Genomic DNA, 26,996 nt, shown 5'->3' on the forward strand with positions numbered 1-26,996 from the left:
GGTCGATGTTTTTCCGAACAGGTCCTGGCAAATAACCTTCGAAATGGACGGCACAACCGCCACGCTTCGACGTTTGGCCAGGCACAGGGACATAGACCGCCGCCCATAGACCATCAGCCCTCTTCAGAGGGCTTTTTCATGCCATGGCAGGCCTTGGGTCGCCAAGCCTTCGCAATACGTGACGATGGCATCGGTATAGTCCGCCGCGATGTTCGGCGAGGCCGCCTGAGCGACATAGCGATATGGATCCCCAGTTGCTCCAACGCCTCGGGTGAAAAAACCACGCGGTCACTCATCGGATCTTTGCGTGCTCGGCAGCCAGACGTGCGTAAGCGCTCCATCTCCTCCATAATTGTTCGCTCTCGGGCCTTCCGGTGTCAGGCGACATGACAAACTGACCCCCTGGCGACATGGAGAACTGACCCCTTCATGATCACATCAGGAGGGATCATCCATGCAAGAAGCCGAGTACAACCAACCCCTTGTTCAGTCACGGGGGGAACCGATGCAAAGCCCAGAGGATGTCGTCGCCATCGGTCGGCTCAAGGCCTGCGGCTGGGGAACCAAGCGTATCGCCGCCGAATTGGGGATCAGTAGGAACACCGTCAAGCGCTATCTGCGCCAGGGCGGTTGGGCACCGTACGCAAGCCCGCAGCGCATGCGGGCACTCGACGGCGTGGCGCCGTGGCTGCGCGAGCGCTTCATGGCCCATGCAGGCAACGCCGCTGTCGTGCAGCAGGAGCTGCGCAGCGAGCATGGCATCACGGTGAGCTTACGCACGGTGGAGCGGGCCTGTGCCCCGTGGCGCCGGGAGCTGGCCGCCTGCGCTCAGGCCACCGTGCGCTTCGAGACGCCGCCGGGCCAGCAGATGCAGATCGACTTTGGCAGCCGTAAGGCCCAGATCGCTGGTGCGGAAGTCGGCGTGCAGCTATTTGTTGCGACGCTGGGCCACAGCCGTCGCATCTTTGTGCAGGCCTTCCCGCACCAGCACCAGTCGGCCTGGTTTGCTGGGATCGAGGCGGCGCTGCAGCACTTTGGGGGTGTTCCCCGCCAGGTCCTGGTCGATAACGCGCGGGCGCTAGTCGAGCACCACGACGCGGCCAGCCGCGAGGTGGTCTTCAATGACCGGTTCCGCGCGCTGGCGCATCACTGGGGGTTCCGGCCCGTGGCCTGCGCCCCCTATCGGCCGCGCACTAAGGGCAAGGACGAGAGGAGCGTGGGCTACGTCAAGCGCAACGCCATGGCGGGCCACACCTTCGAGTCCTGGGCGCACCTGCAAGCCCACTTGGACTGGTGGATGCGCGAGGTGGCCGATCAGCGGGTGCACGGCACCACGGGCGAGATCCCCGCAGAGCGCTTCCGTCTCGAGCGCCTGCACCTGATGCCGCTGGCGGATCGGCCGCCCTTCGAGCAGACGCGCAGTCTGTCGCGACGCGTCGCGCGCGACGCCACCGTCGAGGTCGACACCAATCGCTACAGCGTGCCGTGGCGCCTGGCGGGGCGCCTGGTACAGGTTCATATCGCGGGCTGCGAGCTGCGCGTGCTCGATGACGGGCGCGAGGTCGCTTGCCACCCCGAGCTTGCCGGGCGGCGCCAGACGCGCTGCCTGCCCGAGCACCTGCAGGGCATCGTTGGCTACCGAGCCCCGGGGCAGCCCTCAAGGTCCACGGCACCCGGCGATCAGGTGCAGGGACCCATTCCCGTCGTGCCACAGGCACTGCTGCAGCGCGACCTCTCGGTCTACGAGGCGATCACCGGCGGAGGCTGGCAATGATCATCCAGGATCCAGACCGGCTCGACGCCATGCTTGGGCGCCTGAAGCTCACGGCGATCCGCGAACGGCTCGATACCCTGCTCGATGAGGCGGCGCGCCAGGAGCTGAGCCTGCGCGAGGCGCTTGCCTACCTGTGCGCGCAGGAGGTGGCCCGCAAGGAGGACCGCCGCATCCAGATGGGGCTGTCGATTGCCCGCTTCCCGTTCGTGCGCACCCTGGACGGGTTCGACTTCAGTGCCCAGCCCGCTGTAGACCCCGCGCAGATCAGGGAGCTTGCCTGCGGGCGGTGGATTGCCAACGGCGATGCGCTGCTGCTGCTTGGGCCGCCCGGGGTGGGCAAGAGCCACCTGGCCGTCGCCCTGGGGCGTGAAGCCGTTCGGGCGGGCTACTCGACGCTGTTCACCACGGCCACGGCGCTGATCACGCAACTGGTGAGTGCACATGCCGCGGGCAGCCTGGAGGAACGCCTGCGTCACTTCGCCAAGCCCAAGCTGCTGATCATCGATGAGCTGGGCTACCTGCCCCTGGAGCCGGGGGCGGCAAACCTGTTCTTCCAGCTTGTCTCGCGGCGCTATGAACGGGGCAGCCTGCTGGTGACCAGCAACCGCGCCGTGAGCGAATGGGGCGAGGTCTTCGGCGACGCCGTGGTGGCTACCGCCATCCTCGATCGGTTGCTGCATCACAGCCATGTCCTCACCATCCGGGGCGACAGCTACCGGCTGCGTACAAAGCGTAAGGCAGGGCTCATCAAACCCAGTTCTGCTGCCATCGGGCAGCCGTTCGTTCAACCGTAGGGGGGGTCAGTTTTAGGTGTCGCCAGGGGGTCAATTCCTGGTGTCGCTTGACATCCGGCATCGTATCGGTGTTGAACAAATACCGGAGAATCGAGAATGTCAGATGGAAAGGAAAGGGATCAGGCTTACTGGGAATCTCATCTGGAGTCGATCACCCGCGAAGGGATCGGCACCAAGGCTTACGCCCAACGTGAGGGTATTGCCGTCTGCAGCCTGTATTATTGGCGCCGACGTCTGAAGGCTCAGTGCCATGGGCCGCAGTTGCCGACCCAGAGCGCGAATGCCACGGCCGCACGGTTGTTCGTGCCTGTGAGCATGGACGCCGGCAGCGTCCCGGTCAACCGCTATATCCTGTCGCTGGGCTGCGACCTGCGCCTGGAGCTACCCGGGCTGCCCAGCCCACAGTGGCTGGCCCAGGTCAGTCAGGCGCTGCAAGGGCAGGCGCGCTGATGCACCCGGGCGCTTCAATCGGGCAAGTCTACCTGTGCTGCCTGCCCGTGGACTTCAGAAAGCAGATCGACGGCTTGGCGGCGCTGGTGGAAAGCGAACTGGAGCTGAACCTGTTTGGCGATGCGCTGTTCGTGTTCGCCAATCGGCAACGCAGCCGGATGAAGATTCTTTACTGGCATCGAAACGGCTTTTGCCTATGGCAAAAGCGGCTGGAGAAAGCACGTTTTGCGTGGCCGGCGCCGGGCTCTGGCCCCACTGTAACGCTCACGCCCAAGGAGCTGGAGTGGCTGCTGGAGGGCTTCGATCTATGGGCAAATTATCCTCACAAAACTCTGGAATATCAATCAGTTATGTAATATTTTGAGGTATAATGTCGCATGTCTGAACGCCATGCGATTCCCCTCCTATCGAACGTCGAAACGGCGCCCCAACCGGGGGGGTTGCCGACCACCATCGAGGCCTTCCACCTGGCCTTACAGGCCGAACGCGAAAAGGTGTTGGCTGAACTGCGGCCTACGCTTGAGCGCGAAATCACCGAACACGTCACGGCACAAATCGAACGCACCGTGGCCGCACAAGTCGAAGCGCATCGCCAGGCCCTTGAGGCGAGCTTCGATCAACGGGTCGCCGCTGGCGTTGCACAAAAGGTTCAGGAAATCCTTGAGCAGTGGCGCCTGAGCCGCCACCGGATGTTCGGCCCCAGTAGCGAGTCACATCAAGGCGAACTGTTTAACGAAGTCGAAGCCCTGGCTGACCAGGCCGCCGGCACTGAAGACGAGCACGAAGGGGAACCAGCGCCTGTACAAGACAAGGCCCGCCCCAAACGCGGCCACCGCCGTGCATTGCCTCCGGAACTGCCGCGCGTTGAGCTCGTGATTGATGTACCCGAAGATGAGCGCCAGTGCCCTTGCGGCACACCTATGGTGCGCATCGGCGAAGACGTGAGTGAACAACTGGACATCGTGCCGATGCAGATCCGTGTCATCCGCACGGTGAGGCCGCGCTACGCCTGCCCCAAGGGCGACCAGGCTCCGGTGCAGCCACCGGCACCGGCGCAGATCCTGCCGCGCAGCAACTTCAGCGCCGGCTTCCTGGCGATGATGGCGGTGGTGAAATACGTGGACGGCCTGCCGCTGGCGCGCTTTGAAAAGGTCTTGGCTCGCCACCAGGTCGAGGTGCCGCGCCAGAGCATGGCGCGGGCCATGATCAAGCTTGCCCAGGCCTTGCAGCCGCTGCACAATCTGGCGCGCGACACCTTGTTGGAGGCGCCGGTCATCTACATGGACGAAACCACGGTGCAGGTCTTGAAAGAACCGGGGCGAAGTCCGACGGCAAAAAGTTATATGTGGGTGCAGCGCGGGGGGCCGCCGGGGCGTACGGCGGTGCTGTTCGATTACGACAAGAGCCGTTCGGGGAAGGTACCGTTGCGTCTGCTGGAGGGCTGGCAGGGCTACCTGATGACGGACGGCTACGAAGGCTATGCGCCGGTGGCCCGCTTGCCCGGTGTGGAGCACCTGGCGTGTGCAGCGCACGCGCGGCGAAAGTTCGTCGAGGCCAAACGCTCCAGCCCCAATGGCAAGAGCGCCCGCGCCGACTACGCGCTGGATCTGTTTGCCCGGCTTTACCGTATCGAGGCCAAGGTGAAAGACGCGAGCGATGCGCAGCGCTTCGAGGCGCGCCAGACGCACAGCTTGCCGATCCTGCAGAAATTGCGCGCCTGGCTGGATGAGACCTTGCCGCTGGTCACCCCCAGGAGCAAGCTGGGTGAGGCGCTGGGGTATTTGTGCAAAGTGTGGCCGCGCCTGATCCGTTACACCGAACGCGGCGACCTGCCCATCGACAACAACCTTCTGGAAGGCGGGGCGATCAAGCCGTTTGTGATCGGACGAAAGGGGTGGCTGTTCAGTGACACCCCCGCCGGGGCGCATGCCAGTGCGGTGCTGTACTCGTTGCTGCAGACGGCAAAGGCCAATGATCGCGAACCCTATGCGTGGCTGCGCTTCGTGCTGGAACGCCTGCCGCTGGCAAGAACGGTCGATGAAATTGAGGCCTTGTTGCCGTGGAATACCCATGACCAGGATTTAGCCATGAATCTGGCTGCCTCGGAATAATGGGGTAGATGCACCGCTTACAGACGTGCGCGTACCTGTTCCGGCGTTACCGCGCGGGACGGATCAGCCTTGAGCGCGTCATAGGCAGGGACAACCTGATGCTGTAGCCAGCTTTCGACAGCACGATCCCGGGCCAGCAGGGCACGCAGCCCATCCCGGATGACCTCGCTTTCGCTGGCATACTCGCCTGTCCGCACCTTGGATTTCACGACATCGGCCAATTCATTGGGCAAGGTGATGCTGAGTTGCTGCGTGGTTCGCATGATGGCTTCCCTTCTTGAAAGCAGGATTTGATCCTGCCGAACCCTGCCGAACCAGAGAAGGAAAATCCAGCCGTCCCAGGCGCATCTCCACTCCCATTCCATGGGGCTCCTCAAAGGCAGCGATTTCCCCACGACCGGGCACAACCCTTGCTGCGGCTTCCCGCAGGGTGGGCCGCGCAATGCCGGCTGCTCCTGCGCGACGCTGCCGCCGGCAGCGTGCCCGACACTGCTTACGCGAAGAGGAAAACCATGGCTACCGAAATGAAAGAGAATCTGCTGGACTGGCTGCGCGACGCCCATGCAATGGAAGAGCAGGCCGAGAAGATGCTGACGGCCACCGCCGAGCGGCTGCAGCACTATCCCGAGCTGCGGGCCCGGATCGAGCAGCACGTCGAGGAGACCCGGCAGCAGGCGCTGCGCGTCCGCCAATGCATCGAACGGCTGGGCGGCGACACCTCGGCCATCAAGGACATCACGGGGAAGATGATGGCCATGGCCCAGGGCCTGAGCGGCATGTTCGTTTCCGACGAGGTGGTCAAGGCGAGCCTCGCCAGCTACGCCTTCGAGCATATGGAGATCGCCAGCTACAAGGCGCTCATCGCCGCCGCCGAGACCTGCGGGGACACGGAAACCAAGCGGCTGTGCGAGCAGAGCCTGGCCGAGGAGGAAGCCATGGCCGATTGGCTGGCCGCCCACCTGCCCGCCACGGTGCGGCAGTTCCTCCTGCGCGACGAAGCCCCCAACACGACAGCCAAGCACTGACCGGCGACGAAGCACCCACACAACGGTCAAACGCTCGACGGCCAGGCACTGACCGCAACGGCGCGGCACCGGCAGGCGGCAGAGCGACCGACCAGCAACCGAGCGACTGACCGGCGGCAGCGCAGCATTAGATGCAGTCCGGCGCCGGTGCGGGTGCGCAGGTCCCGCGACTTGTCCGCGGCCTGCTCCGGCAGGCGGGCGCCCCGCCGGGCGCCCGCAAAAAAGCCGGGCCCCCTGTTTCAGGGGGCCCGGCCGCACTGTGACTTCCCGCGGATCACCGCCCGGAGGCGGTGACTCGCCGGACATCAGAGAATTTGGATCTTGGTGGCCTGCGGGCCTTTCTGTCCGACTGCGGACACGAAAGAGACGCGCTGGTTTTCTTCAAGGGATCGGTGTCCGGAGCCTTGAATCTCCGAGTAGTGCGCGAACAGGTCCTTGCCGCCGGATTCGGGCATGATGAAGCCGAATCCCTTTTCGCTGTTGAACCATTTCACGATGCCGATTTCTGTAGTCAATGTCTTTCCTAAAGGTAAAAGGGAAACTTTCCCCACCCCCACTATGGGGGTTTACTGCGTGCGACACAATCACACTTTCAATTTGTCGCAATTTCAGTTGGTCGCAAATGAAGGGCCGGACGCATGCGATGCGCCGGCCGCCTGCGGGCGCAGCCACGCCGGCCTGGCCGGCTGCGCGCACGCCCGGATGTAGCTGAATGCCTCGGCCTTGGCGAACTCGGCCGCGGCCTGGGCCGACTCGAAGAGCGGCGTGAACCGCATCAGGCGGTCGTGGGTCATGCTGGCGCGGCCGCTGCGGATGGAGACGGAAGCAATATACCGGCCGCCATGATCGCGACGGACCAGGGGAGAGACCAGGTACTTGCCGACCTGTATGGATGGATACATGAAAACCTTTCGATGCCGTCAATGGAGCCGGACATCCGATGAAACAATGGGGGCGCAAAGCGCGTGCGGTTGAACTCTGCCCGCGGCTGGCTCGCAGGGGTGTTCGCTGCAAGCGAGGTGCTGCCGGAAACGAGGGCCCGGGATCGGGCGCGGCCGGCAAAGGAAGAAGGACAAGATCAGTGCCGCGCGTTTTTCATGGAATCATTCTGCACGTCGCGGCAAAGACGGATAAGTGTACCACAACTTACCGTCCACGGCACAAGCCCTTTGACGAGGCATCCATCGGACCGGCGCCTCAATCAGGCGCCGCACTCTTCTTGCGATAGGAGCCGGGCGTCACGCCCAGCACCCGCTTGAACGTCGAAACCATGTGGGCCAGGGAGGAAAAGCCGCACTGGGTGGCGATCTTGGTCAGGGGCAGGCTGCTTTCCTCGATGAGGTGATGCGCCAGTTTCACCCGATACTGGATGATGTAGCGGTGTATCGGCATGCCCATCACCGCCAGGAACCGGTGCCGCAGCAGGCTGGCCGACATCTTCTGCAGCAGGGCGAGATGGGCGATCGTCAGCGGCTCGCTCACATGCGCATGGATATACAGCACCGTCTCGTTGATCGCCGGATCCGAGGTGCGCATCATGTCGCCGCTGCGGTTCCCCAGCGCCAGCCATTCCAGCTGGGCGGTGATGGCGTCGATGATGCGCTCCACGTACCGCACCGGCCGCGGCGCGGTGGGCGAAGAGGAAATCTCGAACATCTGGCGCGACAGGGCCGGCAGCAGCGCATCGTTGATCTGCAGCGGCACGCGATGATCGCCGATCACCTTTTTCAGGGCCTGGTGGGCGTCCCCGGACGTATACAGGAGCTGGAACCAGAGGATCTTGTCGGGGCTGCGGAAATGCATCTCGACGTCGCCGGGGACCAGCATCACGCGATAGGGCATGGCGACGGTCGGCATGTCCTGGCTCGACGGACCGGCATAGGCGTCGATCTTCGTGCCGAAATGCACCGCGATCATCGCCATGGGCAGCGGCGGAATGATGATGACGGACGGCGGCACGGTCACGTACGACTCGATCGCCAGATGATTCGGTCCGCGATTTTCCCAGCGGGAGACGGGTCTCGCATTCACGGCCCGCTGCACCAGCGCCGAGACTTCCTTGAACTGCGGATCGATCATCCCATCCACTCCGGTCGGGTACCAGGCAAGCGCCGCGGACCTGGCCCGGGAAGGGGGCAATTATATCGGACGGCTGCCACGGACGATACGGCGGTCGTCCGAGCCGCTGTCCGGCCGACCGGCGGCAGCCCACGGAGATGCACGCGGAGGATGGGGCCGGCCCGGCTCAATCGAGCAGCGCCTCGATGTCGGGCGGGGCCGAGGCGGCGGACTCCCAGCACTGCGGTTTCATCAGGGCGCGGTCGCGCAGCAGCTGCGCTTCGGACATGGCGAGCAGCACGGACTCGATATGCTCCCGCTCGTCGGCGGAGCCGCCCGCGGCGCAGGCATCGACCAGCGCGCACAGAGAAGCGCGCATCTCCATGATCGCGGCATGGAGCTCCCCGGGATCGGCCCCGCAGCGGCCCAGGACGTCCGCCGCCCGGTCGCGGGCCGCCGCGACTTCGCCGAGGGCCGCGAGCGTGCCGCCGTCCACGGCGTCCAGGGCCGCGAGCGTGCCGGCCGTATCGACCAGGCGCTTGAGCTCGTCCACGTCGAAGCGGAACTGGAGGGGAATCTGGGCCTGCATCAGCTTGAGCATGCCGACGACGAGCTGCGCCTGCTCCACCGCCAACTTGTTGTCGCTCGACACGGCGGGGATGACCACTTCGGTCAGAGCCTTGATCATGGAGCGGATCTGGATTTCGGGCCGCATCTGCATGTCAGTTCGCCTCCTGAATCAGGGTTCTCATTTCATCGACGATCATCCCGCCGATGCCGATCAGCCAGGTGACCAGAATATCCTGGTGGGTTTTGCCGTTCAGGGCGATCCGATAGCCGGTGCCCAGCGTCAGCACAGCGATGCTATAGGCGTTGTAGACTTTGTACCAATGTACTTTCCCCGGATCCACGGTCAGGCCCGAGGCCTTTTCGTACTGTTCGTAGAAGTCTTCCTCGGGCAGCAGGCCGCACACCAGCCGGGTGGTGCCGTCCTCGGCCATGGAAGAAAATACGCGGTTGGTCGTCCAGGCCAGATCCTGGTGGCGGTCGCCGATCCGTCCCAGTTCCCAATCCAGCAGGGCCGTGATCCGACGGTCGTGTTCGGTGTACAGAAAATTGCCGGTCCGGTAATCGGAATGCACCACCGAGGCCCGATCGAGCACCGGCAGGTTGCGCCGCAGCCAGGCGGCCGCGAGGTGCATCATCGGCACGTCTTCCTCGCAGTCCTCGGTCCACACCCGCTCCCACCAGTTCACGCCCCACTCGGCGCACTGGGTCGTGCCCGTGGCGGGATGCTCGAAGGCATCGAGCGCGTCACCGGAATAGTCATGCCGATGGATCCGCGCCAGCAAATCGACGAACTGCGGCGCCAGATCCGCGCGCAGCGGCGCGGGCAGGACGGTCCCCAGCCCGGAGACACCGCTGGCCCCCTGGTCGGGCTTGGTCACCCCCGGGGCGAAGCCGTAGATGAGCGCCGGATAGGGCAGGAATTCGCCTTCGGCGTCACACCAGAAGACGGGCGGCACGGGCACCGTGCCCTCGAGCGCCTTGATGATCTGGAATTCCCGCAGGCGGCTGGTCTCGACGATCGATTCGGCCGGCTCCATCCGCAGCACCATGGCGGTTTTCTCCCGGCCGGCGCCCGGGCGCTCCCATTCCAGATCGAACGCCATCTGCAGCTTGGAAGCGCCGCCGGAAAGCCAGCGGGGGGCATGGATCGCATGGTCGCCGATGCCTTCGGCGCGCAACAGGGCCTCGATGCCGCCGACCAGCTGCTCGATCGTCACCGGAGCGAAAGGCGGCCCGGCACGCCGGCTCAGCTTGCGCGTCAGGATGCGGTCGATTTCCCGTTCACAGGGAAAGCGCCGGCGCAATTGCCCGATCCATGCCGGATCGGGGCGATTCTTGTCCATATCCACTGATGTCTCCTGTTCTTTGGCCTGTCGCCGCCGGACCCCGCCTGGGGGGACACATGCTGCGCAAAGCCGGATCCGGCACGATTATTTTAATTTAGAACTGTATCATACCATATGTATTAGTATTATTACAAGCCGTCCCTGTAATGCTCAAGCGCCTTGCGCATCTTGCGCCGCGCCCCGGGCATCAGCGCGCGATACACGATCCTGATCAACCACGCCGGCACATATCTGGCCCGTTCCTCGAAGGCCACCCTGCCGCGCGGATGATCCATCAGATCCGGATAGGGAAAGGGAAAGCGGTAATTGCGCCTGTCCTTCCAGAACTCGATCGCGGCGAGATGCTTGACGTTCTTGTATCCATAATGGGCCGGCGCCACCAGGCGCAGCGGCGCGCCATGTTCGATGCCCAGCCCCCCGTCGCCGATCCCGTCGGCCAGCAACACATCGTCGGCCAGCAAGTCGCACAACCGCATGCAGCAGGCATAGCCGTCCTGGGCCCGAAAGACGACGAATGTCGCACCATCCAGCGGCTGGGCCAGCGGCACGACCAGACGATGATAAAAATCCGAAAACCGCACTCCGCGCCAGCGCACCCCCCTGTACGACCAGGTCGTCACGCAGTGGAAATCGGATATCTGCTCCACTCGGGGCAGGGTTTCCAGTTCCGCGCCCAGTATCACCGCCCGCCGGACGTCGCCGCCAATGGAGAGTTCGACGTTATCGGGGTTATGGGGGAACCGTCCGGCAAAATGGCCAAGGCCGAAACGGTCGAAACTGGGGTATTCGAACTGCCCGGGCGGCAGCGGTTTTCTTCCGGCATGCATCAGACACCTCCCGAAGGGGCCGCGGCGCGCCGCCACAGCCTTGCTCTCGATACGCCATCCAGAGAAGGACGGCCCAAGGATCAGGCCAGCAAACGCATGCGCAAGCCCGCATGCCCGGCCGCAGTCAAACCGCAGGCGACCCTGAAATAGGCGTCGATGCCGCCGAAATCCCGCCCGATGCAATCCAGGGCCGCCATCAGGTATTCTTCGCGCACGTCGGCCATGACCAGCAACGCATCCAGCGCACGCGGCGGCAGCCCTTCCAGCTCGTCCCCCAGCAGCCCGCGGACCAGCTCGGCCGGCGGGCAACGGGCGCGGGTCAGCAGGTAGTTCTCGAATACATCGTCGCGCGAAACGCCGAGGGCGAAGAGCAGTATGGCGCAGACGAACCCCGTGCGGTCCTTGCCGGCCGTGCAATGCACCAGCGTCACCGGCGATGCGGGGCCCTCCAGTGCCGCGAACAGCTCGGCGAGCACCTCGGCAAACAGACGCGGCATGGCGGCATAGGCGCCCAGGATCCACTGGCGCGCCGCCTCGGCATCGAACGCCGGATCGGCGATGCGTTCGCGCCAGCCGGAAATCCGGACGGCCGCAAGCGCATCGGCCCGCGCGCTGTACAGGGTCCTGGCCGCCCGCCCGGCAGGCCAGCGGCTCTCCGCCCGCTGCCGCTCGTCGGCGGCCCTCAGGTCGCAGACGAGCCCGATGTCCAAGGCCGCGACCCGCCGCAGGTCCTCGTCGGTCAGGCGCGCCAGCGCCTCGGAGCGAAACACGCGCCCCGGCCGGACCGTGCCGCCCCCGGCGCCACGGCACCCGCCGAGGTCCCGGAAATTCGGTGCGCCCATCAGATCCATACGCGCCATGGCCTCAATCCGCTTCGCTCAGCATGGCGGGCGCCTCGGCCCGGTGGAACCCTTCGAACGGCCGGCTGCGCGACGTTTCACCCAGCGTCCAGGTCTGGCGGGCGTTGGGCGTGCCGCCATCCACCCGGATGCAGGTCCCGGTGATGTAGGCCGCCGCCGGCGACAGCAGGAAGACGATCGCGGCCGAGACCTCGGCCTCGGTGCCGAAGCGCTTGAGCGGCACCTTGGCGGCGTATTTCCGCAGCTCGCGGCGCGCCTCCGGGGTATAGCGGTCGAAGCCGCTGGACGCGATCCCGCCGGGCGCCACGGTATTGACGCGCACGCCCTCGGCGGCCCACTCGCAGGCCGCCGTTTCGGACAGCGTGAGCATGCCGCCGCGCGCCGCGGCGGAATGGCCGAAATTCGGCCAGCCATGCCAGATGTCGGCGATGATGTTGACGATCGCGCCGCCATGCGCCGCCATCCAGCGCACATAGGCTTCGCGCATGAAGATGAAGCCGCCCGTCAGGTTGTTGCGCACGACCGCGTCGAAGCCGTTCGTGCTGATGTCCCGCAGCGGCGTCATCCACTGGCCGCCCGCATTGTTGACCAGGCCGTCGAGCCGGCCGGTCAGCTCCAGCACGCCGTCGATCGTGCGGATCACCGCGCCTTCGTCGCGGATGTCGCACGCATGGACGCTGGCGCGCCCGCCGTCCTGGACGATCTCGTCGCGCACCCGCGCGCACTTTTCCTCGGTCCGCCCGACCAGCGCGACGTGCGCGCCCAGCGCCGCGAGTTCGTGCGCGGTACAGCGGCCGATCCCGCTGCCCGCGCCGGTGACGACGATGGTCTGCCCGCTGAAGACCTCGGGATGAAACACGGATGCATACCGCATAGCCATACTCCTCATGATTGGATTGGCGCCGCCTTCGGAAGACGCGGTCCGCCCGCTTTCAGGCCGGTTCGTTCAGGGCCGCGGCCAGGGCCCTCCCGGGATGCCAGCGGGCGGGCCCGGCAAGCTGGAACTGCCGCGAAAACAGATCTCCCGCGCCCAGGACATGCGCGGCCTTCATCGCCCAGCGGGGATCGAACAGGAAAGACCGCCCCAGCGCCACGCAGTCGGCGTCGCCGTCGGCGACCGCCCGCTCGGCCATGCGGGGCCGATGCAGCATGCCCACGGCGCGCACCGGCATGCCGGTCTTCCGCCGGACGCGCCCGGCGTATCCGAGGAGATAGCCGGGGGCCGCGGGGATCCGCACCCCCTCGGCGACCGCGCCGCTCGATATGCAGACGAAATCGACGCCCGCCCCACGCAGCGCCGCGCACACTTCGAGCGTCTCGGAAAAAGGCCGCCCGCCTTCGATCCACTCGTGCGCGTCGATGCGCGCGCCGAGCGCCTTGTGCGCGGGCCACACGGCGCGCACCGCGGCCGCCACGGCCAGGGGGAAGCGCAGGCGGTTGGCCAGCGCGCCGCCATAGGCGTCCGTGCGGCGGTTGGCGAGCGGCGAGAGAAAGCTGGCGAGCAGATAGCCATGCGCCAGGTGCAGTTCCAGGTAATCCAGCCCGGCGCGCAGGGCGCGGCGCGCGCTGCCGGCAAAGGCCTCGGTCACGCGCTCGATATCCGCTTCGTTCATCTCGACCGGCAGCGGACGCTCAGCGCCGAAGGGCAGCGCCGACGGCCCCAGGACCGGCCAGCCCGTGCCGATGGACAAGGCGCCGCCGCCATCCCAGGGGGTGCGGCAGGCCGCCTTGCGGCCCGCATGGCTGAGCTGGATGCCGATGGGAATCGACGCCAGCCGCTTGAGATGGGCCACCAGCGCGGCCAGCGCGGCTTCCTGCCGCGGGTCGTAGAGCCCCAGACAGCCGGCCGTGATGCGGCCTTCCGGCGCGACCGCGGTGGCTTCGAGGGTGAGCGCGCCGGCACCGCCGACCGCCAGCGAGCCGTAGTGCTGCCAGTGCCAGTCGCCGGCCAGGCCGCCCCGGGCGCTGTACTGGCACATGGGAGAGACGAAGACCCGGTTGTCGAGCATCATCGGGCCGATCCGCAGCGGAGAGAACAGGATGGACATGGCGCCCCAGCACGGCTTCAGGACAGGCGGCCCATGCATCCGGCGATGCGCGCGGCCGCCCCACATTAATTAGTATCATATCATACCATATGATATGATTACAATACTCGCCGCGGCTGCCGCGGCGAGGCCCGACATTCAATTCCGGAGACACAATGGAACACAGACTACTGAGCGGAAAAGTCGCCCTGGTCACAGGGGCCGGCCGAGGCGTGGGCCGCGGCATCGCCCTCGCCCTGGCCGCCGCCGGCGCCAAGGTGATCGTCAACGACATCGGCGCATCGGCCGCCGGCGAAGGCCTGGACCAGGGGCCCGCCCACGAGGTCGTCGCAGAAATCCGCGCGGCGGGCGGCGAGGCCGCCGCCGACACGCACTCGGTCGCCGACTGGGACCAGGCCCATGCCATGGTCCAGGCCGCCATCGACGCCTTCGGCCGGATCGACATCGTGGTGAACAACGCGGGGATCGTGCGCGACGCGATCTTCCACAAGATGAGCCGCGAGGAATTCGACGCGGTGGTCGCCGTCAACCTGAGCGGCGCGTTCCACGTCAGCCGCGCGGCGGCCCCCCACTTCAAGGCCCAGAACGGCGGCGTCTACGTCCACATCACCTCCAGTTCCGGATTGATCGGCAATCTCGGCCAGGCCAACTACGCTGCATCCAAGCTCGGGGTGGCGGCGCTCTCGAAAGCCATCGCCATCGACATGCAGCGGTCCAATGTCCGCTCCAACGCCATCGCGCCCTGGGCCTGGACGCGCATGGTCGGCACCATTCCCGCCGACACGCCCGAACAGCAGAAGCGCGTCGAAGGGCTCAAGAAACTGATCCCGGAAAAGATCGCGCCCTTCGTCGTGGCCCTGGCCAGCGACCAGGCGCGGGAAGTCACGGGACAGATCTTCGGCGTGCGCAACAACGAGATCTATCTGTTCACCCAGCCCCGCCTGCTGCGCACGGCGCACACCTCCGACGGCTGGACGCCGGAGACGATCATCGAGCGCGTCCTGCCCATGTTCCAGAACGACTTCTATCCCCTCGCCCGCTCGGGCGACGTCTTCACCTGGGACCCCGTCTAGCCCGGAAATTTCGTCAGGCGGGTAAAAAGGAATAGGCGATTCCTGCCCGAGGGCTTATGGTTATTGGGTCTCACGCCATACAACCAAAAAGAACCGCCTATGCCAAATCGTACCACTGAAGAACTGGACTTTGGACGCCTTGGACGGCGCCATTTACAGGCCAATTTCCAAGGCGGCGATCTCAGCTCCGACGGCGGGCTGATGCTGCTGCGAAGAATTGATGCGCGCACGGGCCTGTCGCGCATGGCGGCCAAGGCCTTGACCGAGCGCCGGGCCGCTGGCCGCATTCATCACCGCCTGCGCGATCTGCTGGCCCAGCGCCTGTACGGCCTGTGCTGCGGCTACGAAGACCTGAACGACCACGATACGCTGCGCGGGGATCTGCTGATGCAAACGGCTGTTGGGCGAGATCGTGCCCTGGCCAGTTCACCCACGCTCAGCCGCCTGGAGACGGGGGCGACCCGCGCCGATGCGTGGGCGCTGCATGGGGTGCTGGTCGAACACTTCATCGCCAGCTTCGCCACCGCGCCCAGGCAACTGATTCTGGATGTGGATGCCTCGGATATCCCGCTGCACGGCGAGCAGGAGCTCAAGCAGTTCCACGCCTACTACGACCACCACTGCTATCTGCCGCTGTACGTGTTCTGCGGCCAGTCGATGCTGGCCTGCCTGCTGCGCCCCAGCCGCATTGACGGGGCCAGGCACGCGGCGGCGGTGCTGCGCCTGCTGGTGAACCGGCTGCGTCAGGCATGGCCCGAGGTCAGGATCATCATCCGTGGGGACTCGGGGTTCTGCCGTCAGCCGCTGATCCGCTGGTGCGAACGCAGCGGCGTGCAATACATCATCGGCCTGGCACGCAATAAACGGCTTCAGGCGCGCGTTGCGCAGGCCGAGGAAATCCTCAAGGACGGCTACGAGCGCACCGGGCGCAAGCAGCGCCTGGTCAGTGAGTTCACCTACGCGGCCGGGTCGTGGGATCGGCCCCGGCGCGTGCTCACCCGCCTGGAGTACGGTGCCCAGGGCGTGAACCCGCGCTTCGTGGTCACCAACATCCGGGACTGCGATGCCATGCAACTGTACGATCAGCTGTACTGCGCCCGGGGCGAAGCCGAGAACCGCATCAAGGAAGCGCAACTCGATCTGTTCGGTACGCGCGCCAGTTGCCACCGGTTCGCCGCCAACCAGTTCCGGCTGCTGCTGGCGGCCCTGGCCTATACGCTGATGCAGCGGCTGCGCGAGACGGCGCTACGAGGCACCGAACTGGAGCGCGCCAGCGCCGCCACCATCCGGGTGCGCCTGCTGAAGGTCGGTGCGGCCATCGTGCGCAATACCCGGCGGGTCCGCATCCTGCTGGCCTCGCATCATCCGCTGCGCCACGTCTACGCGCACGCCGCGCGCGCCATGGCCCCGTAGCGCCGAGAAAGTGCTGTCCCCGGCACGCGATAAAGCAACGGGGGTAGGGACCATTGCGCCTGCGGTACTGAAAAACAGCTTCCCGCGCCGCCGATCCCCTCCGCCGCGTCGCCGAGGCAGCCGGACTACCGGGAAATCACTTAAACAGGCTTGCTGACGAAATGTCCGGGCTAGGACTCGACCGGGGAGTGCAATGCGGGGCGGAATCTCCGCAGGAGCTCCTCCTCGGAGAGCCGGACGTCGGCATGGCCGCTGACGATCCGCCGCCCGTCCTGCGCCCGCATCAGCAGCGCCACCCTGGCCACGCCGCCTTCATATCCGGTCAGGCTCATGCCGATCGTCGTGGCCTGCCCCACCAGCAGCACGCTCTCGAAGCGGGCGCCGAAGCCGCGGATGCTGCCGGCATCGAAATGCCGCGTCAGCATGCGCCCCAGGCGCGCCATGTTCAGCATGCCATGCACGACGAGGCCGTCGAACCCGGCCCTGCGGGCGAAGGCGGGGTCCAGATGCAGCGGGTTGTGGTCGCCGGACGCCTGCGCATAGCGCCTCAGATCCTCGGGCGAGAATGCGGCGCCGGCCTCGTGCAGCACGGCGGGGCCGGACACCGCTTCCGGCATGCGCACGGCAGCCGTGCCTCCCCCATCGACCACAGCCATGCTCCCTCCATCGACAGCAGCCATGCTCCCTCCATCGGCACTCATGAACTCATGCCTCCTCCTTCGGATGGCGCACCAGCACCAGCTGGCGCGAACGCCCCAGCACCTCGCCCTCGTCATTGGAAAACGTCGTCTCGATCGACACGAATTCGAGCGCGCCCCGGCGCCGCTCGTAGATGTCGGCGATCCGGCGCGCCACCTGGACCCGCATGCCGGCCCGGATGGGCGCCAGGTACTCGAAATGCTGTTCGGCATGCAGGATATGCGCCAGATCCGCGCCCAATACCGTCTGCATGATGTGGCGCGAGCTGTCGTTGCGCCCCTCCAGCACCTTCATGAAGGTCGGCGGCGCCCCTTCGTCCGGGCCGGGCGCCGCCACACCGACGGCGGCGGCGAATGCCGCCAGCTCCGCAGCGCTCACGAGCTCCGTGAACACCGGCAGCCGATAGCCGATCAAGTCGCGGTTCAACACGGGCCCGGTCTCCTGCGAAGCGTCACGGGCAGTCCGCGGCCGCCCGGGGCCGGTCGCCGGCCGACAGGCCGGCGGCTTCGGCCCGCCGCTCGCACTCGGCCCGGCCGACGCGCTGCAGGAACGCGAAAGGTCCGCCCGTCCATGCGGGCATGATCCCGGCGACCACCGCCGCGCTGTCGAGCAGCGCCTCGTCGGTCACGCGCCCCGCTTCGGCGGCCTCCTGCGCCCGCAGCGCCACCCCGTACTCCGGCGGCAGGCCCCGGGCCTGCGCCGCCTGCGCGGCCCGCGCCAGGGCGGCCAAGACCAGATCCCTGCCCGGCGTCACCAGGACCGCGTCGGGCCGCAGGCTGCGCGCGGCGATCAGGGCGGCGACGCGCGCCTGGGGATCGCCGTCCCAGAGGATCTCGACCGCCTGGCCGTACGGGCCGCGGGGCGCCGCCCACACGCCGGCGGCGCAGCCGGCGGCCAGCCCGGCCTCGTCCGGGCCGCACGTCCCGACCGGCACGCCGCCGGCCTCCGGCGGAACCTCCAGCGGAATGTCCAGCGACTTCAGGGACCGCTGGCGGTCCAGGAACAGCGCGCGCACCATGTTGCCCGCCACCGGATCCTGGATCAGGCGCACGAAAACATCCATCTCGTTGTCGAGCGCGAGGTCGATCGGCATGGCCCAGCCCTGGATGACGCAGTCCATGATCGCCCGATAGGCCGGATAGCGTTCCAGCAGGGCGTCATCGAGCGCCAGCGCCCGGGCGATGCGTTCATGCGCCCCCGCGTCGCCGGGCCGGATCTCCTCGTCGTCGGTGTCGTAGAACGCGCCGGTGAGATGGCGGGGCTTGCCGCCGTCCATGCCCAGCGCCTTGGCCCGCGCCCGGTCGATCAGCTGGTCGGCGGGCACGATCTCGTCGGCCAGCCCGCAGGCGAGCGCCGCACCCGCGCGCACGGGCTCGCCGCGCAGCAGCATGTCCAGGCCGCGCCGGACGCCGATGAGCCGGGGCAGGCGCTGCGTGCCCCCCGCCCCCGGCAGCAGGCCGAGCTTGATCTCGGGCAGCCCCAGCGCGACGCGCTTGCGGTCGGACAGCACCCGCGCATGGCTGGCCAGGCACAGTTCCAGCCCGCCGCCCAGGGCCAGGCCGTCGACCGCCGCGACGAACGGCTTGGCCGAGCGTTCCAGCCGCCGGAAGAGCCGGCCGAGCCGGCCGCAGAGGTCCACGAGCTGGTCGTGCGTGTCGGTCCGCGCCCGCTCGGTGAACATCCGGATCATCGAAAGATCCGCGCCCACCAGGAAGGAATCCTTGCCCGAGGCGAGGACCACCGCGACGATCCGTTCATCGGACTCGACCCGGTCGAGGAGGCGCTCCAGGGAGTCCATCATCTCCAGGGAGAAGACGTTCATGCTGCGGCCCGGCATGTCGATGCGGGCCAGCAGGACGCCGTCCTCGCCCAGCGCCGTCTTGATGTTCTGATCGGTCACGGCAGGCCACGCCTCACGATGCGTATTTCTTGAAGTCGGGCTTGCGCTTCTCGTTGAACGCGCGCACGCCTTCCTTGGATTCCTCGGTCTGGTAGAACCCCTTGACCGCCGCGACGCCCATGAAGCTGATGCCGCGGATGTTCTCGCTGTCGGCATTGAACGAACGCTTGCTCAGCGCGAGCGCGGTCGGACTGAGCGCATTGATCTCGGCCGCCCAGAGCTCGCACTCGGCATCGAGCTCGTCCTTGGGCACGACCTTGTTGACCAGCCCCATCTCGAGCGCCTGCTGCGCCGTATAGCGGCGGCACAGGAACCAGATCTCGCGCGCCTTCTTCTCGCCGACGATGCGGGCCAGGTAGGCGGTGCCGAAGCCGGGATCGGCGGAGCCGACCTTGGGGCCCATCTGGCCGAACTGCGCCGTATCGGCGGCCAGCGTCAGATCGCAGATCGTGGCGAACACGTGGCCGCCGCCGATCGCATAGCCCTGGACGCGGGCGATCACCACCTTGCGGCAGTCGCGGATGGCGGACTGCAGCTCCTCGATGGGCAGGCCCACCATGCCGCGCGGGCCGTACAGGCCGTCGTCGGACAGGTGGACCTTCTGGTCGCCGCCGGTGCAGAAGGCCTTGTCGCCCGCCCCGCCGAAAATCACGCAATTGACGGTCTTTTCCTCGTCGGCCATGCGGAAGGCCTGGATCAGTTCCTCGACCGTCTGGGTGCGGAACGCGTTGTACACCTCCGGGCGATTGATGGTGATGTGGACGGCGTTCTCGCTCACCGTATAGAGAATGTCCTTGAATGTCTGGCTCATGTGCTCTGCTCCTGAAATCGTGAATGTGAAAAGACCGGCGGGCCGCGCGCCGCTCAGCCGTGCATCGTCAGGCCGCCCGAGATGCTCAGCGTCTGGCCGGTGATGAAGGCCGCGTCGTCGCTCGCCAGGAAGGCCACCATGCCCGGATAGTCCTCGGGCACGCCGATGCGCCCCAGCGGCACGCCGCGGACCATCGCGTTGCGGATCTTCTCGCCCTGCTCGCCGGTGCCGACGAACGCCGTCATCGCCGGGGTATCGGTGGGCCCGGGGCAGACGCAGTTCAGCAGCACGTTGTTGCGCGCGACCTCGCGCGCCAGGGCCTTGGAGAACGCGATCGTGGCGCCCTTGCAGCCCGAGTAGACGACCTCGCCGGAGGAGCCGACCCGGCCCGCATCCGAGGCGATGAAGATCACGCGCCCGCCGCCGCCCCGGCGGACCATGCCGCCGACCACGGCATGCGTCATCTGCAGCGGTCCGAGATAGTTGATGTCCACGACCTTGCGCCAGAAATCGGGCCTGGTCTCCAGAAACGCCATCGGCGTATCCCAGCCGGCGTTGTTGACCAGCGCCCAGGTGGGGCCCAGCCGGGCCTCGATCGACTCGACGGCACGCGTGACCGAACCGAAGTCCGTGATGTCGCACGTCTCGGCCTCGGCCGTGCCGCCGGCGGCGCGGATCCCTTCCACCGCCGCGGCGGACGCCTCGGCGTTCAGGTCGAGCACGCCCACCGCCATGCCCTCCGCCGCCAGGCGCCGGGCGATCGCCAGCCCGATGCCGCTCGCCGCGCCCGTCACCAGCGCAACCTTGTCCTTGAGTCCTCGCACACCTGTCTCCTTCGTCTTCGATAAAAATCCGTTCGTCCGCGCCGGCGGCGGCATTCACACGCTGCGCTGCGCCTTGCTCTGCTCGCTCGCCGCCTTGGCCTTGGCCTTGGCCTGCTCCCATTGCGCATCGCTCATGGCATTGAGGCCGACGAAGGTCGAGGGCGCCGCGAGATGGTGGCCGCCATCGATGGCGATCGTCTCGCCGGTGATGTAGTCGCAGCCGTCCGACAGCAGCAGCAGCACCAGATTGCCCAGCTCGGAAATTTCGCCGTAGCGGCCGGCGGGCACCTGATCGGCCTGGGTGGCGCCCACCGAGCTTTCCTCGGTCGGATTCAGCATCTGCCAGGCGTAGTCGGTCGGGAAGGGACCGGGGGCCACCGCGTTCAGGCGGATGCCATGGCGCGCCCACTCGACGGCCAGGGACATGGTCATGGCATGCACCGCGGCCTTGGCCATGGCGGAAGGCACGACATAGGGCGAGCCCGTCCAGATCCAGGTCACCAGCGTGGACACCACCGAGCCCTTGAGCCCCTGGTCGATCCAGCGCCTGCCGGCCGCCTGGGTCGTGAAGAAGGCGCCGTCCATGACCGTCGAGGAAATCGCCTCGTACCCGCGCGGGCTCAGGTTCTTCGTTGGAGCGATGAAATTCGCGGCCGCGTTGTTCACCAGCCCGGTGAGCGGACCGTGGCCGGACCAGATCTCCGCCATGGCGTCGTCCACGGCCTGGGCATCGCGGATGTCCACGGCCTGCCAATGGACCCTGTCGCCCACTTCCGCGTTGATTTCGGCGGCGGCGTCCGCCAGCACCTGCGAACGCCGGCCCCAGATGTGGACCTGCGCGCCATGGGCCGCGAGGTGGCGGGCCAGGCCCTTGCCGATGCCCGTCCCGCCGCCGGTGATGAGGATGCGCTTTCCGGCCATACAGTCTTCAGCGAACAGCATGTTCTTGCCTCCTTGAGAAACGCGCGGCCGGCGGCTCAGCGGCCGGCGGTCCGGGGGGATTTGCGGGCATCGAAGAGCGCGCGGCCGATCAGGTGCTTCATGATTTCGATCGATCCGCCGGCGATCTTGACGATGCGCGCATCCGCGTAGGCGCGCGCGATCGGGTATTCCCACATGTAGCCCCAGCCGCCGAAGAGCTGCAGGCATTCGTCCACCACCTTGCAATGCAGGTTGGAAAGCCACATCTTGGCCATGGCCGCATCCAGCGCGTCGAGCTTCCCGTCCATGAAGAGCTGGATGCAGTGGTCGGTGAACACCCGGCCGATGACCGCCTCGGTATGCAGCTCGGCGAGCTTGAAGCGCGTGTTCTGGAAGTCGCCGATCGTCTTGCCGAACGCTTCGCGCCCGGCCGTGTATTCCACCGTGTAGTCGATCACCTCCTCGGCCACGACCGCGGAGCGGATCGCCTGGGCCAGGCGCTCCTGCGAGAGCTTGGTCATCATCAGCGCGAAGCCCTGCCCTTCCTCCCCGAGCATGGCGTCGGCCGGCACCCTGAGGTCCTCGAAGAACAGTTCGGACGTGTCCTGCGCCTTCAGTCCGAGCTTTTCGAGATTCCTGCCCCGCTTGAAGCCCGGCAGGCTGGTGTCGACGAGGAACAGCGTGATGCCCTTGGCGCCCTTGCTGGAATCGGTCTTGGCCGCCAGCACGAGGACGTCGCACATCTGCCCGTTCGAGATGAAGACCTTCTGGCCGTTGATCACGAAGTCGTCGCCGTCGCGCACCGCGCGCGTGCGGATGTTCTTCAGATCGGAACCCGCATGGGGCTCGGTCATCCCGAGCGCGCCGATCGCCTCGCCGCTGACCATCTTCGGCAGCCAGCGCTGCTTTTGCGCCTCGGTGCCGAACGATTTGATGTAGGTCGCAACCAGATCGCAATGGATCAGGAAGCCCGGCCCGGTGTACCCGCAGCGCGCGATTTCCTCGAACACGATCACGTCGAAGAGATAATCCAGGCCCAGGCCGCCGTACGCCTCCGGGACGGTGCAGCACAGCAGGCCGGCTTCGCCCGCCTTGAGCCAGACATCGCGCGACACGATGCCGTCCTTTTCCCATTGCTCGTGATAGGGGCGGATCTCCCGATCGATGAATTTCCGCACAGTGTCACGGAACATCTCGTGTTCTGGTCCGAAAAGCCTGCGCTCGATCATTCAGTTTTCCATCAGTAGGTTCGATTTAAGTACGATAGCATACTATATGCTATCAATCAATACATCCACCCTAGACGGCGCCCAGCTGCCGGCCCAGGCGCAGCGCGGCGCGCTCGCCGCTGAACACCGCCGCCTCGACCCCGGCCTGGGAGAAATAATCCCCCGCGAGGCACACGCCGCGCGGCATGGCGGCATGCACCGCGTCGAGCCGGCCATAGTGGCCGGGCCCGGCGATCGTCAGGCCGCGGTCGTAGCGGAAGAGATGGACGAAATCGGGCGCCGGCGCGGGGCCGAAGGCCCGCAGGGTCTCGGCCAGGGCTTCGCGCTCGATGTCCGCATCGCTCATCTGCGCCAGGGGAGGCGTGTTGAAATAGACCCCGACGACCTCGCCGCCCGCCGGCACCGAGCCCGGATGGCGCCGGCTGTGCAGCACCAGGGCGCCGACATTGCGGGTCTCGCCCGGGCCGACCGGCAGGACGATGTCCGAGCGGTGGCGCGGCCAGGGGTTGGTCCGGTAGCCGATGGCGACGTGCGCATATTCGGTATAGGGCGCCTCCATCAGGGTCCGATGGGCGGCCTCGGGGAGATGGGGCTGCAGGAGCCGCGCCGCGACGAAGGCCTCCGTCGCCATCACCAGGCCGTCCGCCTCGTAGGACTGCCCGTCCGCCCACACGCGCCAGCCCTTGTCCAGGCGCTCGACGCGCTCGACCGGCGTGGACAGGTGCAGTTCGGTGCGCCGGGCCGCCCCGATCAGCCATTCGCTGACCTGGCCGACGCCGCCGGGCGGCACCGACAGCCGCATGCGGTGCGCCTGGCGGATGATGGCGTGCGGAAACGGCGTCGACAGCCAGGAAGCGGGCACCGCATACAGGAAATCCATGATGGGGCGCACGATGTATTCGTAGGGCCGCTCGCCCAGGCTCCTGCGCGACCAGGACTCCAGATCCTCGCCGGAATCGAAACGGGCCAGGTCGCCGCCGTCGAAGGGATTGGCGGCCCCGCCGCCGAGCATGAGGCGGACCATGCTCGCCACCATCCTGAGGCGGTCGCCCAGGGTCAGCGTCGGCACCTTGAGATAGCTGGGCAGGGACACGAAGCTGACCGGGTAGCGCGCCCCGTCGCTGTCCAGCAACTCGGCGGCGCCGCCCCAGGGGACCAGCTGGGCATCGCAGCCCATTTCCCGGAGCAGGGCCGAGGTCCGCGGGTAGATCCCCCCCATCAGGAACAGCGCGCCCGTGGCCAGGTTGAAACCGTCCCGGTGGAGCTGCCTGGTCCTGCCGCCCACCCCGTCCGCGGCCTCGAACAGCTGCACCGCATGCTTCTGCTTGTCGAGCGTGTAGGCGGCCGCACAGCCGGCGGGCCCGCCTCCGATGACGATGACCTTCATCGTTGTCTCCCTGTCGTTTGTCGATGTCCGACTGTTTGTCGATGTCCGACTGTCTCCCGGCGGCGCCCAAAGATCACCCACCCTAAGTTAGGCACCGGCCCCCTCCGCCGCACCCAACTTTAGTTAGGCGCCATCCGCGCAGCCTTTGTGCACCATCGAAAAACGGCATCCCCAAAGGACATCCGCCCATTCGAGGCCCTTCGAGGCCATTCGGAGCCATGCGGAACGCGGGACGGCGGGGCAAAGAGCGCTTGCATAGTACGCAAGCATGCTGTAATGTACCATACTATATTCCTAGTTACTTATTCCGGAGACTGGCATGGCCGGTTTGTTCTTCGAGGAATTTCAGGTGGGGCAGGAAATCCGCCATGAAATCCGGCGCACCGTCACCGAGGCGGACAACGTCTGGTTCTGCGGGGCCACCTACAACCCCGCGCAGATCCATATCGACGCCGATTACTGCGCCCATACCGAATTCGGCCGGCCGCTGATCAACAGCATCTTCACGCTGGGCCTGATCATCGGCCTGTCGGTGCAGGACACGACCCTGGGCACCACCGTGGCGAACCTCGGCATGAGCGAAACCCGCTTCCCCGCGCCGGTGTTCGCGGGCGATACGCTGCGCGCGGCCACCACGGTGGTGGCGCTGCGCGACAGCCAATCCCGGCCGCGGCAGGGCATCGTCACGTTCCGCCACGAAGGATTCAACCAGGCGGACGAACTGGTCGTCACCTGTACACGGCAGGCCCTGATGCACCGGAGGCCCGCATGATGAGACTGCGCTCCCTGCTCTTCGTGCCCGGCGACAGCACCCGCAAGCTCCTGCGCGCGCGCGACAGCGCCGCCGACGCCCTGATCCTCGACCTCGAAGACGCCGTCGCGGACGCGCGCAAAGGCATCGCCCGCTCGACCGCGGCCGCCTTCCTGCAGTCGGCCCATCCGAAATCGCGCCCCGCCCTCTTCGTGCGCGTCAATCCGCTGGACACGCCGCACTGCCTGGCCGATCTCGCCGCCGTCGTCGGCCCGGGACTGGACGGCATCGTGCTGCCCAAGGCCAACGGCATCGAGGACGTGACCCGCCTGGGCCACCATCTCGACGCGCTGGAAGCGCGCGCCGGGATGGCGCCCGGGTCGGTCGGCATCCTGGTGGTAGCCACCGAAACCGCGGCCGCCCTGCTGAACGTCAGAGGATACCGGCGCGCGCATGCGCGGCTGCTCGGCCTGACCTGGGGCGCCGAGGATCTGTCGGCCGCGCTCGGCGCGAGCACCAACCGCCGCGAGGACGGCGCCCTCGCGGACGTGTACCGGCTGGCGCGGGCCGCATGCCTGCTGGGCGCGGCGGCCGCGGCGGTGGCGCCGATCGACACCCTGTACGCGGATTTCCGCGATGCCGAGGGCCTCGAACGGGACTGCATCGCATCCCGGCGGCAGGGATTCGCCGGCCGCATCGCCATCCATCCCGCGCAAGTGGACACCATCAACCGCTGCTATTCCCCCAGCGACGAGGACCTCGCCTTCGCCCGGCGGGTGGTCGACGCCTTCGCCGCCGCGCCCGAGGCCGGCACCATCGGCATCGACGGCCGGATGTACGACAGACCCCATCTCACCCAGGCTCGGCGCGTCCTGGCCGCCGCGCAGGCCTGACCCCGCGGCGGCGCGCGCCGGCTCATCGCCCTACTGAAAAACAGGAACGCAGTCATGAATTTCTCCATCGACCCAGATCACCAGGCCATCCGCGACGGCGTCGCGGCGGTGATCGGCCGCTTCGACGACGAATACTGGCTCGCCCGGGACGCCAGCGGCGAATTCCCCCGCGAGTTCCACCAGGCGATGGCCGCCGCCGGCTGGCTGGGCATCACCATGCCGGCGGAATACGGCGGCGCCGGCCTGGGCGTGACCGAGGCGGCGATCATGATGCACGAGGTCGCCTCCCACGGAGGCGGCATGGCCGCGACCTCGACCGTGCACATCAACCTGTTCGGCCCCCACCCCATCGTCGTCTTCGGCTCGGACGAGCAGAAGGCGCGCTGGATCCCCCGCCTGATCCAGGGCCAGGACCAATGCTGCTTCGGCTTCACCGAGCCGGACGCGGGGCTCAACACCACGGCGATCAAGACCTTCGCCGAGAAGGTCGATGGCGGCTACGTCGTGCGCGGGCAGAAGGTCTGGACGTCCACCGCCCAGGTCGCCAACAAGATCATGCTGCTCGCGCGCACCACGCGCCTGGAGGACTGCGCACGGCCCACCGACGGGATCACGATCTTCTACACCGACCTGGACCGCTCGAAGATCGAAGTGCGCCGCATTCCCAAGATGGGCCGCGCCGCGGTCGATTCCAACGCCATTTTCATCGACGAGCTGTTCGTGCCCGAATGCGATCGCATCGGCGAGGAAGGCAAGGGCTTCAGCTACATCCTGCACAGCCTGAACCCCGAACGGATCCTGATCGCCGTGGAGGCCATCGGCATCGGCCAGGACGCGCTGCGCCGCGCGACGCAATACGCCAAGGAGCGCGTGGTGTTCGGTCATGCCATCGGCCAGAACCAGGGCATCCAGCACCCGCTGGCCGAACGCTGGATGGCGCTGGAGGCCGCCTGGCTGATGGCGATGAAGGCCGCCTGGCTGTACGACGGGGACAAGCCCTGCGGCGCCGAGGCCAATACCGCGAAATTCCTCGGCGCGCGGGCCGGCTACGACGCGGCCCTGCAGGCGGTGATGACGATGGGGGGCTTCGGCTACGCCAAGGAATACCACGTCGAACGCCTGCTGCGCGAAGTCACCGTCACCCGGATCGCGCCGATCACCGAGCAGCTGATCCTGTGCTTCATCGGCGAAAAGGTGCTCGGCCTGCCGAAATCCTATTGAGCCCGCCGAAA

Annotated in this window: 29 protein-coding genes; 11 read left to right on the top strand and 18 right to left on the bottom strand. The window is 67.0% G+C overall.

Annotated elements, in window-relative coordinates; genetic code table 11:
* The first annotated feature begins 454 nt into the window (after nucleotides 1-454).
* The 5 genes from istA (at nucleotide 455) to tnpC (ending at nucleotide 5,129) form a co-directional block, all read left to right on the top strand.
* Entirely contained in the window at nucleotides 455-1,774 is a 1,320-nt protein-coding gene (gene istA, locus BN940_RS13455) for an IS21 family transposase (RefSeq protein WP_084330434.1), read from the top strand.
* Nucleotides 1,771-2,568, top strand: a complete 798-nt coding sequence (istB, locus tag BN940_RS13460) for an IS21-like element helper ATPase IstB (RefSeq protein ID WP_173424572.1) — start codon at nucleotides 1,771-1,773, stop codon at nucleotides 2,566-2,568. Before istA ends, istB begins: the two co-directional genes overlap by 4 nt.
* Before the next feature lie 96 nt (nucleotides 2,569-2,664).
* The gene (gene tnpA, locus BN940_RS20340; RefSeq protein WP_043679159.1) at nucleotides 2,665-3,018 is read left to right on the top strand and encodes an IS66 family insertion sequence element accessory protein TnpA; all 354 of its coding nucleotides are present in this window, start codon (nucleotides 2,665-2,667) and stop codon (nucleotides 3,016-3,018) included.
* Nucleotides 3,018-3,374, top strand: coding sequence for an IS66 family insertion sequence element accessory protein TnpB (gene tnpB / locus BN940_RS13470; protein ID WP_043679156.1), 357 nt, complete (start codon nucleotides 3,018-3,020; stop codon nucleotides 3,372-3,374). Before tnpA ends, tnpB begins: the two co-directional genes overlap by 1 nt.
* Nucleotides 3,375-3,395: 21 nt before the next feature.
* The gene (tnpC, locus tag BN940_RS13475; RefSeq protein ID WP_084330628.1) at nucleotides 3,396-5,129 is read left to right on the top strand and encodes an IS66 family transposase; all 1,734 of its coding nucleotides are present in this window, start codon (nucleotides 3,396-3,398) and stop codon (nucleotides 5,127-5,129) included.
* A gap of 17 nt (nucleotides 5,130-5,146) precedes the next feature.
* Here the strand turns inward: tnpC and BN940_RS13480 are convergent, their stop codons facing one another.
* Nucleotides 5,147-5,392 (bottom strand): ribbon-helix-helix domain-containing protein, encoded by a 246-nt coding sequence (locus tag BN940_RS13480; RefSeq protein ID WP_043687275.1) that lies wholly within the window; start codon nucleotides 5,390-5,392, stop codon nucleotides 5,147-5,149.
* Nucleotides 5,393-5,641: 249 nt separating this feature from the next.
* Here BN940_RS13480 and BN940_RS13485 point away from each other — a divergent pair, with 249 nt between their 5' ends.
* Nucleotides 5,642-6,154 (top strand): ferritin-like domain-containing protein, encoded by a 513-nt coding sequence (locus BN940_RS13485; protein WP_043683884.1) that lies wholly within the window; start codon nucleotides 5,642-5,644, stop codon nucleotides 6,152-6,154.
* Nucleotides 6,155-6,459: 305 nt separating this feature from the next.
* Here the strand turns inward: BN940_RS13485 and BN940_RS13490 are convergent, their stop codons facing one another.
* The 9 genes from BN940_RS13490 to BN940_RS13530 all read right to left on the bottom strand — a co-directional run bounded on the left by BN940_RS13490 (nucleotide 6,460) and on the right by BN940_RS13530 (nucleotide 13,863).
* The gene (locus BN940_RS13490; protein ID WP_043683885.1) at nucleotides 6,460-6,669 is read right to left on the bottom strand and encodes a cold-shock protein; all 210 of its coding nucleotides are present in this window, start codon (nucleotides 6,667-6,669) and stop codon (nucleotides 6,460-6,462) included.
* Between the two features lie 93 nt (nucleotides 6,670-6,762).
* A complete protein-coding gene (locus BN940_RS13495) occupies nucleotides 6,763-7,056 on the bottom strand; it encodes a hypothetical protein (protein ID WP_052355864.1) in 294 nt (97 codons plus the stop codon).
* A 295-nt stretch (nucleotides 7,057-7,351) separates the two neighbouring features.
* Nucleotides 7,352-8,233, bottom strand: a complete 882-nt coding sequence (locus tag BN940_RS18040) for an AraC family transcriptional regulator (RefSeq protein ID WP_052355865.1) — start codon at nucleotides 8,231-8,233, stop codon at nucleotides 7,352-7,354.
* Nucleotides 8,234-8,399: 166 nt separating this feature from the next.
* Nucleotides 8,400-8,933, bottom strand: a complete 534-nt coding sequence (locus tag BN940_RS13505; protein ID WP_043683887.1) for a hypothetical protein — start codon at nucleotides 8,931-8,933, stop codon at nucleotides 8,400-8,402.
* Nucleotide 8,934: 1 nt separating this feature from the next.
* The gene (locus BN940_RS13510; RefSeq protein WP_043683889.1) at nucleotides 8,935-10,125 is read right to left on the bottom strand and encodes a phosphotransferase family protein; all 1,191 of its coding nucleotides are present in this window, start codon (nucleotides 10,123-10,125) and stop codon (nucleotides 8,935-8,937) included.
* A gap of 131 nt (nucleotides 10,126-10,256) precedes the next feature.
* Complete coding sequence (locus BN940_RS13515) at nucleotides 10,257-10,991, bottom strand: molybdopterin-dependent oxidoreductase (protein ID WP_148304970.1); 735 nt, start codon at nucleotides 10,989-10,991, stop codon at nucleotides 10,257-10,259.
* 44 nt (nucleotides 10,992-11,035) lie between these two features.
* Complete coding sequence (locus BN940_RS13520) at nucleotides 11,036-11,815, bottom strand: tyrosine-protein phosphatase (RefSeq protein ID WP_084330692.1); 780 nt, start codon at nucleotides 11,813-11,815, stop codon at nucleotides 11,036-11,038.
* A 4-nt stretch (nucleotides 11,816-11,819) separates the two neighbouring features.
* Entirely contained in the window at nucleotides 11,820-12,689 is an 870-nt protein-coding gene (locus BN940_RS13525) for an SDR family oxidoreductase (RefSeq protein WP_043683893.1), read from the bottom strand.
* Between the two features lie 58 nt (nucleotides 12,690-12,747).
* Nucleotides 12,748-13,863 carry an oxidoreductase gene (locus tag BN940_RS13530; RefSeq protein ID WP_043687303.1) on the bottom strand — a complete coding sequence of 372 codons (1,116 nt, stop codon included), beginning with the start codon at nucleotides 13,861-13,863 and terminating at the stop codon, nucleotides 12,748-12,750.
* 155 nt (nucleotides 13,864-14,018) lie between these two features.
* Between BN940_RS13530 and BN940_RS13535 the strand changes: the two genes are divergently transcribed.
* On the top strand, nucleotides 14,019-14,936 hold the full coding sequence (locus BN940_RS13535) for an SDR family NAD(P)-dependent oxidoreductase (RefSeq protein ID WP_043683895.1): 918 nt from the start codon (nucleotides 14,019-14,021) through the stop codon (nucleotides 14,934-14,936).
* A 99-nt stretch (nucleotides 14,937-15,035) separates the two neighbouring features.
* Nucleotides 15,036-16,349, top strand: coding sequence for an IS1380 family transposase (locus BN940_RS13540; protein WP_043680420.1), 1,314 nt, complete (start codon nucleotides 15,036-15,038; stop codon nucleotides 16,347-16,349).
* 170 nt (nucleotides 16,350-16,519) lie between these two features.
* Here the strand turns inward: BN940_RS13540 and BN940_RS13545 are convergent, their stop codons facing one another.
* From BN940_RS13545 to BN940_RS13580, 8 genes are all read right to left on the bottom strand, one after another.
* Entirely contained in the window at nucleotides 16,520-17,005 is a 486-nt protein-coding gene (locus BN940_RS13545; RefSeq protein WP_198408271.1) for a MaoC family dehydratase, read from the bottom strand.
* A gap of 49 nt (nucleotides 17,006-17,054) precedes the next feature.
* Entirely contained in the window at nucleotides 17,055-17,477 is a 423-nt protein-coding gene (locus BN940_RS13550) for an FAS1-like dehydratase domain-containing protein (protein ID WP_084330693.1), read from the bottom strand.
* A 22-nt stretch (nucleotides 17,478-17,499) separates the two neighbouring features.
* Nucleotides 17,500-18,948 (bottom strand): enoyl-CoA hydratase-related protein, encoded by a 1,449-nt coding sequence (locus BN940_RS13555; RefSeq protein ID WP_052355870.1) that lies wholly within the window; start codon nucleotides 18,946-18,948, stop codon nucleotides 17,500-17,502.
* Between the two features lie 13 nt (nucleotides 18,949-18,961).
* On the bottom strand, nucleotides 18,962-19,759 hold the full coding sequence (locus tag BN940_RS13560) for an enoyl-CoA hydratase-related protein (protein ID WP_043683897.1): 798 nt from the start codon (nucleotides 19,757-19,759) through the stop codon (nucleotides 18,962-18,964).
* Between the two features lie 53 nt (nucleotides 19,760-19,812).
* Nucleotides 19,813-20,583, bottom strand: coding sequence for an SDR family oxidoreductase (locus tag BN940_RS13565; protein ID WP_043683899.1), 771 nt, complete (start codon nucleotides 20,581-20,583; stop codon nucleotides 19,813-19,815).
* Between the two features lie 54 nt (nucleotides 20,584-20,637).
* Nucleotides 20,638-21,525: an SDR family oxidoreductase gene (locus BN940_RS13570; RefSeq protein WP_043683901.1), complete on the bottom strand. Its 888-nt coding sequence runs from the start codon at nucleotides 21,523-21,525 to the stop codon at nucleotides 20,638-20,640.
* 35 nt (nucleotides 21,526-21,560) lie between these two features.
* Entirely contained in the window at nucleotides 21,561-22,733 is a 1,173-nt protein-coding gene (locus BN940_RS13575) for an acyl-CoA dehydrogenase family protein (protein ID WP_043683903.1), read from the bottom strand.
* Nucleotides 22,734-22,803: 70 nt separating this feature from the next.
* Nucleotides 22,804-24,120 carry a protoporphyrinogen/coproporphyrinogen oxidase gene (locus BN940_RS13580; protein WP_043683906.1) on the bottom strand — a complete coding sequence of 439 codons (1,317 nt, stop codon included), beginning with the start codon at nucleotides 24,118-24,120 and terminating at the stop codon, nucleotides 22,804-22,806.
* Nucleotides 24,121-24,439: 319 nt separating this feature from the next.
* On the opposite strand from BN940_RS13580, the gene BN940_RS13585 reads away from it, so the two are divergent.
* Genes BN940_RS13585 through BN940_RS13595 form a run of 3 tightly spaced genes read left to right on the top strand, consistent with a single transcriptional unit; the run spans nucleotide 24,440 to nucleotide 26,985 of the window.
* Nucleotides 24,440-24,892: a MaoC family dehydratase gene (locus BN940_RS13585; RefSeq protein WP_043683908.1), complete on the top strand. Its 453-nt coding sequence runs from the start codon at nucleotides 24,440-24,442 to the stop codon at nucleotides 24,890-24,892.
* Nucleotides 24,889-25,764: an HpcH/HpaI aldolase/citrate lyase family protein gene (locus BN940_RS13590; protein ID WP_242404199.1), complete on the top strand. Its 876-nt coding sequence runs from the start codon at nucleotides 24,889-24,891 to the stop codon at nucleotides 25,762-25,764. Before BN940_RS13585 ends, BN940_RS13590 begins: the two co-directional genes overlap by 4 nt.
* A gap of 54 nt (nucleotides 25,765-25,818) precedes the next feature.
* Complete coding sequence (locus tag BN940_RS13595) at nucleotides 25,819-26,985, top strand: acyl-CoA dehydrogenase family protein (RefSeq protein WP_043683910.1); 1,167 nt, start codon at nucleotides 25,819-25,821, stop codon at nucleotides 26,983-26,985.
* The last annotated feature ends 11 nt before the right edge of the window (nucleotides 26,986-26,996 follow it).

The sequence above is a fragment of the Castellaniella defragrans 65Phen genome, from assembly GCF_000612685.1.
Taxonomy (GTDB): domain Bacteria; phylum Pseudomonadota; class Gammaproteobacteria; order Burkholderiales; family Burkholderiaceae_B; genus Castellaniella; species Castellaniella defragrans.